The following is a 6,572-nucleotide window of genomic DNA, read 5'->3' as shown; positions in this document are numbered from 1 at the left end:
CACCCCGGGGCAAACGGGCGGGTGGGTGGGAGAGATCCCGCGCGGAGCGCGGGGCAAGGGAACACCGGGCCGCAGGCGGGGAGCCGCCGGAAGCCCACCCGGCAGGGAGAGCCCAGCCGGCAAGGAGAGCCCACCCGGCAGGGAGAGGCCGCCCCGCCTGGGGGCAACCCCCATCCGCCACCCCCAGCGGGAGCTCAGGAGTGGCCGAGTTCCTCCGCCGCCCCCTCCACCGGCACCGACCCCGAGTCGGGAGCGGGGCGCAGCGGGAGGACGTCCACCCGGGTCTCGTCGAGGACGGGCGCGGCAGGCCGCGACGGCTTCGGCATCACGGCAGCCTCCGAGTGGCCCCCACAGCCGTACGAGAGGGACACGACGTGGCCGTCCGCCGGACCGAACTCGTTCGCGCACACACCGAACGCCTGGCCGAGCGATCCGCCGATCGGGGCGAGGAAGCCACAGCTGACGCAGGACGCGGGCGCCGCCTGCGCCATCGCCGTCTTCGTGCCGTGCGACTCCTCCCAGCGGTCGGCCGCGGCATGCAGGCCGTACCGGGACAGGACACGCGCCCTGCGCATGCCCAGCTCGTCGGCGATCGCGGCGATCGAGCCACGCGCCGGCACGGCGGGCACCGCGGGCAGCTCGGCGGGCGACCCCGCCGTCACTTCCACGTCCTCCGCCTCGACCAGCTCCGCCATCTCCTCGGAGAACACGGAGTTCGGCGGCGGCTCCTCCTCGCCCGAGTAACCGGGCTCCAGGCGCAGATCCTCCGCGTCCGTGGGGAGCAGGTCCCCCGGGCCCATGTCACCGGGGCGCAGCCGCTCGCTCCACGGCACCCACTCGGGGGCCAGCAGGGCGTCGGGGCCGGGCAGCAGCACCGTCTCGTCGAGCGTGACGACCTTGGCGCGCGATGCGCGCGCCACCGTCACGGCCCAGCGCCAGCCCCGGTAGCCGAAGTCCTTGCACTCGAACAGGTGCGTGACCACGCGGTCGCCCTCGACCACGGCCTCGACGTGCTCACCGACCACACCGGGTGCGGCGGCCTCCTCGGCCGCGTCCCGGGCCAGTCCCACCGCCTCGACGCACAGGCGGTCGGGAGTACGCGGGGTACGCGGGGTACGGCTTCGCGTTGTCGCTGCGCTCACAGGTATCGCTTCTCCATTACGCCGTCTCACGAGTGCGCCACCCATACGCGGGAGTGCGGACGGAGCGGACCGGAGGGCCGCGTCGACGTCCGCGCCCGAACGTCCTCGGGCGCACCTACGTCATCCATTCTGCGGGATGACCGAGAGGCGCGCGGCCAAGAACAACCGCCGCAGGCGCGCTACGCACGCTACCTTCTCCCGGCCCGTGGGCCTACACCGGCGTGCCCGCCCCCTGCGTCGAGACCCGGGTCCGCCGCCCCTTCACGGCAGTTTTCCCACCCGCCCACCCGATTACCCCGCAGCAGATGCGCACTAGTGCCCCCGATAAGGGGGCACTATGACGAGGTGGCTGCCGCAAGGTCGTCGTCCCAGAAAGTCGGCGGACGCGGTCCGGTGCTGAACCGGGCCGCCCGCTGGGTCGGTCGCGCCCTGCACCTGCCCTTCACCGGCACGGCCCGCGGCATCCGCAAGGCCACGCACGCGCACGGCGCGGGCGAGTCGGGGCTCGGCAAGCTCATCGAACTGCACGCCGTGAACGGCGCGGGCGACGTCATGATCACCATCGCGCTCGCCTCGACCGTCTTCTTCTCCGTGCCGACGGACGAGGCGCGCGGCCGTGTCGCCCTCTATCTCGCCATCACGATGGCGCCCTTCACACTGCTCGCCCCCGTCATCGGCCCTCTCCTGGACCGCCTCCCGCACGGCCGGCGGTACGCGATGTCCGCCGCGATGCTGGCGCGCGCCCTGCTCGCCCTGCTGCTGTCCGAGGCGGTGATCACGGGGAGCCTGGAGCTCTATCCGGCGGCGCTCGGCGTCCTGGTCGCGTCCAAGGCGTACGGAGTCGTACGGAGCGCCGTGGTGCCCCGGCTGCTGCCCAAGGGCTTCTCCCTGGTCAAGGCCAACTCCAGAGTCACGCTGGGCGGGCTTCTCGCGACCGGTGTCGCCGCTCCCGTCGGCGCGGGGCTCCAGGCGCTGGGGCCGCGCTGGCCGCTCTACGGCGCCTTCGTGATCTTCATCGTCGGGATGTTCCTCTCCCTCTCGCTGCCGCCCAAGGTGGACTCGGCCAAGGGCGAGCACAAGGCGCTGCTCGCGGCCGACGAGGAGCATCTGCATCTGCACGCGCGCGCCGAAGCCGCGGCGGACACGTCCAAGAAGCGGCGCCTGGGGCTGCGTACGGTCGGACCCGCCGTCACGCACGCCCTCACCGCCAACGCCGCGCTGCGCTGTCTCTCCGGGTTCCTCATCTTCTTCCTCGCCTTCCTGCTGCGCGAGGAACCGCTCGGCGGCCAGAGCGCCGCGGTGTCCCTGGGGATAGTGGGAGTCGCGGCCGGGGTCGGCAACGCGCTGGGCACGGCCGTCGGCGCCGGTCTGAGATCGCGGGCGCCGGAGGTCATCATCGTGACCGTCGTCGCCGTCGTCCTGGGCGTGGCGATCACCGCCGCGGTGTTCTTCGGGGCGGTGGGCGTCGCCTGCCTCGGCGCGGTGGCGGGCTTCGCGCAGGCCATGTCGAAGCTCTCCCTGGACGCGCTGATCCAGCGGGACGTCCCCGAGGAGGTGCGGACCTCCGCCTTCGCCCGCTCGGAGACCATCCTGCAGATGGCGTGGGTGGTGGGCGGCGGAATCGGCATGGCCCTGCCGCTGAACGGGTCACTGGGGCTCTCGGTGGCCGCCGCGATCGTCGCCGTCGGCTGGCTTTCGACCGCGCGGGGCCTGCTCTCGGCGGCCCGGCACGGCGGGAGGCGCCGCCCCCGGGTGGCGTGAGCCCGACAAACCGACATGTACGGCGCGCCGGACAATGGCCGCGGCACGCCGCGACCCCCACGTGGCGAGACGGCACGGGGTGCCCGATAGCCTTCGCCCATGACCTCCCTGCTCCGCGGCGGAGCCGCACTCGTTCGCAGCTCGGCGCGCCGTCGCCGTTCCGTGGCCGCCCTTGGCGCTGTCTCCGCCGGACTCCTCGTCCTGTCGGCCTGCGACAAGCCGACGCCGCTCGCCACCGTCACGGTCGGCAGCGACTCGGTGAACTCCGAGGCCTCCTGCTACAACGACGGCAAGGAGCTCAAGCAGTCCCAGCTCCAGGGCTGCCTCAAGGAGACGGACGTCAAGTCCATCAAGGTCGACCCCGACGAGAAGGTCCGCTTCGGCGTCGACCCCGAGGTCGCCGAGAAGGGCTGGACGCTCCTGATGAACGGTCAGCCGCTCACCGAGGCCAGCAAGAAGACGTACGTCGTCATCCCCGGCAGCGTCTTCTTCAACCAGCAGTACGGCGGCGGCACGAACGCCACCACCGTCAGCCTGCTCGAGGGCGGCAAGGGCTCGGAGGCCAAGGCGACCGGCCTGTGGTCGTTCAAGCTCAAGAAGGACGCCTGACCCGCGGCTCGATGTCCCCTCTCCGCGTGCTGGTAGCCACCGCCGTCCCCGCCGAACGGGACGCGGTGGCCGACCGGCTGCCCCCGCACACCGACGCCGTAGCCGTCGGTGTCGGGCCCGCGGCCGCCGCGGCGCACACGGCGGCCGCCCTCGCACGCACCCCGTACGACCTGGTGATCTCCGCCGGGATCGGCGGCGGCTTCCGGCCCGACGCGCCCATCGGCTCCCTCGTCCTCGCCGACGAGATCACCGCGGCCGATCTGGGCGCCGAGACCCCCGACGGCTTCCTGCCCGTCACCGAGCTCGGGTTCGGCGCCGTCACCCACCGGCCGCCCCTGTCCCTCGTACGGGAATGGGCCGCCGCCTGTGGCGCCCGCACCGGCACCGTCCTGACCGTCTCCACCGTGACCGGCTCCGCCGAGCGCGCCGCCGAGCTGCGGCGCCGCCATCCGCGCGCGCTCGCCGAGGCGATGGAGGGATTCGGCGTCGCCGAGGCCGCCGCCGCGTTCGCACTGCCCGTCCTGGAGATCCGCGCGGTCTCCAACGCCGTCGGGCCGCGGGACCGCGGAGCCTGGCGGATCGGCGAGGCGCTCGGCGCGCTGGGAGAGGCGTTCGGGAAATTCGCGCCCGCACTGGAGAGTTGGAATCGGCATGACTGAATCGCCCGCGCAGGACGCCAAGCCCCTGCGGATCGCTTACTCCCCCTGCCCGAACGACACGTTCGTCTTCGACGCCTGGGCCCATGGCCGGGTGCCCGGCGCGCCCGCGCTCGACGTGACGTTCGCGGACATCGACATCACCAACGGCATGGCCGAGCGCGGCGAGTTCGACGTCCTGAAGGTGTCGTACGCCGTCCTGCCCTACGTCCTCGACGAGTACGCGCTGCTGCCCTGCGGCGGCGCGCTCGGGCGTGGCTGCGGCCCGCTGGTCCTGACCCGGGAGCCGGGGGTCGACCTCACCGGCAAGACGGTGGCGGTGCCGAGCGAGAGGTCGACGGCGTATCTCCTCTTCCGGCTCTGGGCCGCGGACACCCTGGCCGGTGGCGTGGGCGAGATCGTGGTGCTGCCCTTCGACCAGATCATGCCCGCGGTGCGGGACGGCAAGGTCGACGCGGGGCTCGTGATCCACGAGGCGCGCTTCACCTATCAGAACTACGGGCTCAACTGCCTCGCCGACATGGGCGAGCACTGGGAGCGGACGACGGGCCTGCCCATCCCGCTCGGCGCGATCATCGCCAAGCGGTCGCTGGGTGCGGACGGCCTGCGGCGGCTCGCGGACAGCGTCCGCACCTCGGTGCGGATGGCCTGGGACGACCCCGAGGCCTCGCGGCCCTACGTGCAGGAGCACGCGCAGGAGATGGATCCGGCCGTCGCCGATCAGCACATTGGCTTGTACGTGAACGAGTTCACGGCCGATCTGGGCGAGAACGGCTATGCGGCGATCCGCGGGCTGCTCACGCGAGCGGCGGCGGAGGGGCTCGTTCCGCCCCTCGCGCCGGATGCGCTCACCTTCGGCTAGCGACCCCTGGGCCCTACACGTCCAGCTGGTCCGCGACCGCCCTCAGCAGGCCCGCGATCTTCGCGCCCGACGCCTTGTCGGGGTAGCGCCCCTTCTCCAGCATCGGCGTGATGTTCTCCAGGAGCGTCGTCAAGTCCTGGACGATGGACGCCAGTTCATCGGGCTTGCGGCGCTGGGCGGCCGCCACCGACGGCGTCGGGTCGAGGATCGTCACCGAAAGGGCCTGGTCACCGCGCTGGCCCGCGACGACGCCGAATTCGACGCGCTGGCCGGGCTTGAGTGTGTCGACACCTGCGGGCAGTACGGAGGAGTGCACGAAGACGTCGCCGCCGTCATCGCGGGAGAGAAAGCCGAAGCCCTTCTCGCTGTTGAACCACTTGACCTTGCCGGTAGGCACCTGAAGTCCTCGTCCTCGTACTTGTCGTCGTACGCGTCTATGCCGCGGAAAACGGCTCTGGATAGCACTACAGCGGGTCGCCCGACCCGCCAGCACCAAGACTATTGGTCCGTGGGCCGGTGACAAGACGTCCCCGGATTCTTCCTTCGCGCTGGGAACTACCCTGGTCGGGTGCGTGACAAAACCCAAGCGAATTCCGCCGGACCGGGCGATGGCCTGGTCCGGACCGGAGCAATCGTTTTCTTCGTCGGAGCCGTGGCCACTCTGGTCACGGTGGCCCCACTGTTCCTCGGGACCGACCCCTTCCCTTCCATCGCCTACGCGGTGTGCATGCTGATGGGCGTCGGATTCCTCATCGCCGTGGCGGGAGTGCTGCGCGGTATCGCCGTCCAGCGGCGCCAGGCCAGATCGGCGGCCACCTAGCCGCTACTCGGGGCCGCCGCCCGCGACGTACGCGTCGAGCCAGGCGGGGAACTCGGTCAGGTCGGTGAGCACGACGTCCGCGCCCGCCGCGCGCAGTTCCGCTGCGTCGCACGGCCCGGTCGCCACCGCGACGGAGAGCGCGTCCGCCGTACGCGCGCCGCGTACATCACCGGTGTGGTCACCGACGTACACCGCCGCGTCGTGCTCGCGCAGTGCCTCCGCCTTCGCCTCGGCCCACAGCCAGCCGATGACCGCGTCCGCCTCGATGCCCAAATGCGCCAGGTGGAGCTTCGCGTTCGGCTCGTGCTTGGCGGTCACCACGATCGCCCGGCCGCCGTGCGAGCGCACGGCCGCGACCGCCTCGGGGGCGCCGGTCATCGCGAGCGAGGGGGCGATGGCGTATGTGGGATAGATCTCACGGTAGCGATCACCCATCTCCTGGATCCGCTCCTCGGGGAACCAGTGGCGCAGCTCCTGCTCGAGGGGCGGGCCGAGGCGGGAGATCGCGAGGTCGGCGTCTATGTGCGTCCCGGTCTCGGCGGACAGGGCCAGGAAGGCCTGCTTGATGCCGGGCCGGGAGTCGATCAGGGTCATGTCGAGGTCGAAGCCGACCGTCAGAGCGCGTGAGGTCATGAGGCCATTGTGCCGAGACTGCCGACCCGGTCCGGAGCCCGGAGCACCCCCTTAGACTTAGCCGAGCCTTACTTCAGACGCTTCCGAAG

At 72.0% G+C, this 6,572-nt stretch carries 8 protein-coding genes; 5 read left to right on the top strand and 3 right to left on the bottom strand.

Going from position 1 to position 6,572, the window contains the following annotated elements:
- Window positions 1-194: 194 nt before the first annotated feature.
- Entirely contained in the window at window positions 195-1,142 is a 948-nt protein-coding gene (locus ACZ6ZP_RS34925) for a DUF3027 domain-containing protein (protein WP_351162574.1), read from the bottom strand.
- A 396-nt stretch (window positions 1,143-1,538) separates the two neighbouring features.
- Here ACZ6ZP_RS34925 and ACZ6ZP_RS34920 point away from each other — a divergent pair, with 396 nt between their 5' ends.
- The 4 genes from ACZ6ZP_RS34920 to ACZ6ZP_RS34905 all read left to right on the top strand — a co-directional run bounded on the left by ACZ6ZP_RS34920 (window position 1,539) and on the right by ACZ6ZP_RS34905 (window position 5,030).
- The gene (locus ACZ6ZP_RS34920; RefSeq protein ID WP_383819353.1) at window positions 1,539-2,903 is read left to right on the top strand and encodes an MFS transporter; all 1,365 of its coding nucleotides are present in this window, start codon (window positions 1,539-1,541) and stop codon (window positions 2,901-2,903) included.
- Between the two features lie 99 nt (window positions 2,904-3,002).
- Complete coding sequence (locus tag ACZ6ZP_RS34915; RefSeq protein WP_361467075.1) at window positions 3,003-3,512, top strand: DUF2771 domain-containing protein; 510 nt, start codon at window positions 3,003-3,005, stop codon at window positions 3,510-3,512.
- A gap of 11 nt (window positions 3,513-3,523) precedes the next feature.
- On the top strand, window positions 3,524-4,171 hold the full coding sequence (locus ACZ6ZP_RS34910) for a futalosine hydrolase (protein ID WP_469409796.1): 648 nt from the start codon (window positions 3,524-3,526) through the stop codon (window positions 4,169-4,171).
- Window positions 4,164-5,030 carry a 1,4-dihydroxy-6-naphthoate synthase gene (locus ACZ6ZP_RS34905; protein ID WP_351162568.1) on the top strand — a complete coding sequence of 289 codons (867 nt, stop codon included), beginning with the start codon at window positions 4,164-4,166 and terminating at the stop codon, window positions 5,028-5,030. The genes ACZ6ZP_RS34910 and ACZ6ZP_RS34905 overlap by 8 nt, the downstream gene beginning before the upstream one ends.
- Before the next feature lie 13 nt (window positions 5,031-5,043).
- Here the strand turns inward: ACZ6ZP_RS34905 and ACZ6ZP_RS34900 are convergent, their stop codons facing one another.
- On the bottom strand, window positions 5,044-5,427 hold the full coding sequence (locus tag ACZ6ZP_RS34900) for a cold-shock protein (RefSeq protein ID WP_055701393.1): 384 nt from the start codon (window positions 5,425-5,427) through the stop codon (window positions 5,044-5,046).
- Window positions 5,428-5,598: 171 nt separating this feature from the next.
- On the opposite strand from ACZ6ZP_RS34900, the gene ACZ6ZP_RS34895 reads away from it, so the two are divergent.
- Window positions 5,599-5,850 carry a hypothetical protein gene (locus tag ACZ6ZP_RS34895; RefSeq protein WP_351162565.1) on the top strand — a complete coding sequence of 84 codons (252 nt, stop codon included), beginning with the start codon at window positions 5,599-5,601 and terminating at the stop codon, window positions 5,848-5,850.
- 3 nt (window positions 5,851-5,853) lie between these two features.
- Here ACZ6ZP_RS34895 and ACZ6ZP_RS34890 read toward each other — a convergent pair whose 3' ends face one another.
- The gene (locus ACZ6ZP_RS34890) at window positions 5,854-6,483 is read right to left on the bottom strand and encodes an HAD family hydrolase (protein WP_351162563.1); all 630 of its coding nucleotides are present in this window, start codon (window positions 6,481-6,483) and stop codon (window positions 5,854-5,856) included.
- Window positions 6,484-6,572 lie beyond the last annotated feature (89 nt).

The sequence above is a fragment of the Streptomyces sp. NPDC054047 genome (genome assembly GCF_055585065.1).
This window is presented reverse-complemented; position numbering and strand designations above follow the sequence as displayed.

What these genes read in the sequence shown, in the direction of transcription:
- ACZ6ZP_RS34915 (WP_361467075.1), top strand. Translation starts at nt 3,003, where the DNA reads ATGACCTCCCTGCTCCGCGGCGGAGCCGCACTCGTTCGCAGCTCGGCG.
- ACZ6ZP_RS34910 (WP_469409796.1), top strand. Translation starts at nt 3,524, where the DNA reads ATGTCCCCTCTCCGCGTGCTGGTAGCCACCGCCGTCCCCGCCGAACGG.
- ACZ6ZP_RS34905 (WP_351162568.1), top strand. Translation starts at nt 4,164, where the DNA reads ATGACTGAATCGCCCGCGCAGGACGCCAAGCCCCTGCGGATCGCTTAC.
- ACZ6ZP_RS34890 (WP_351162563.1), bottom strand. Translation starts at nt 6,483, where the DNA reads ATGACCTCACGCGCTCTGACGGTCGGCTTCGACCTCGACATGACCCTG.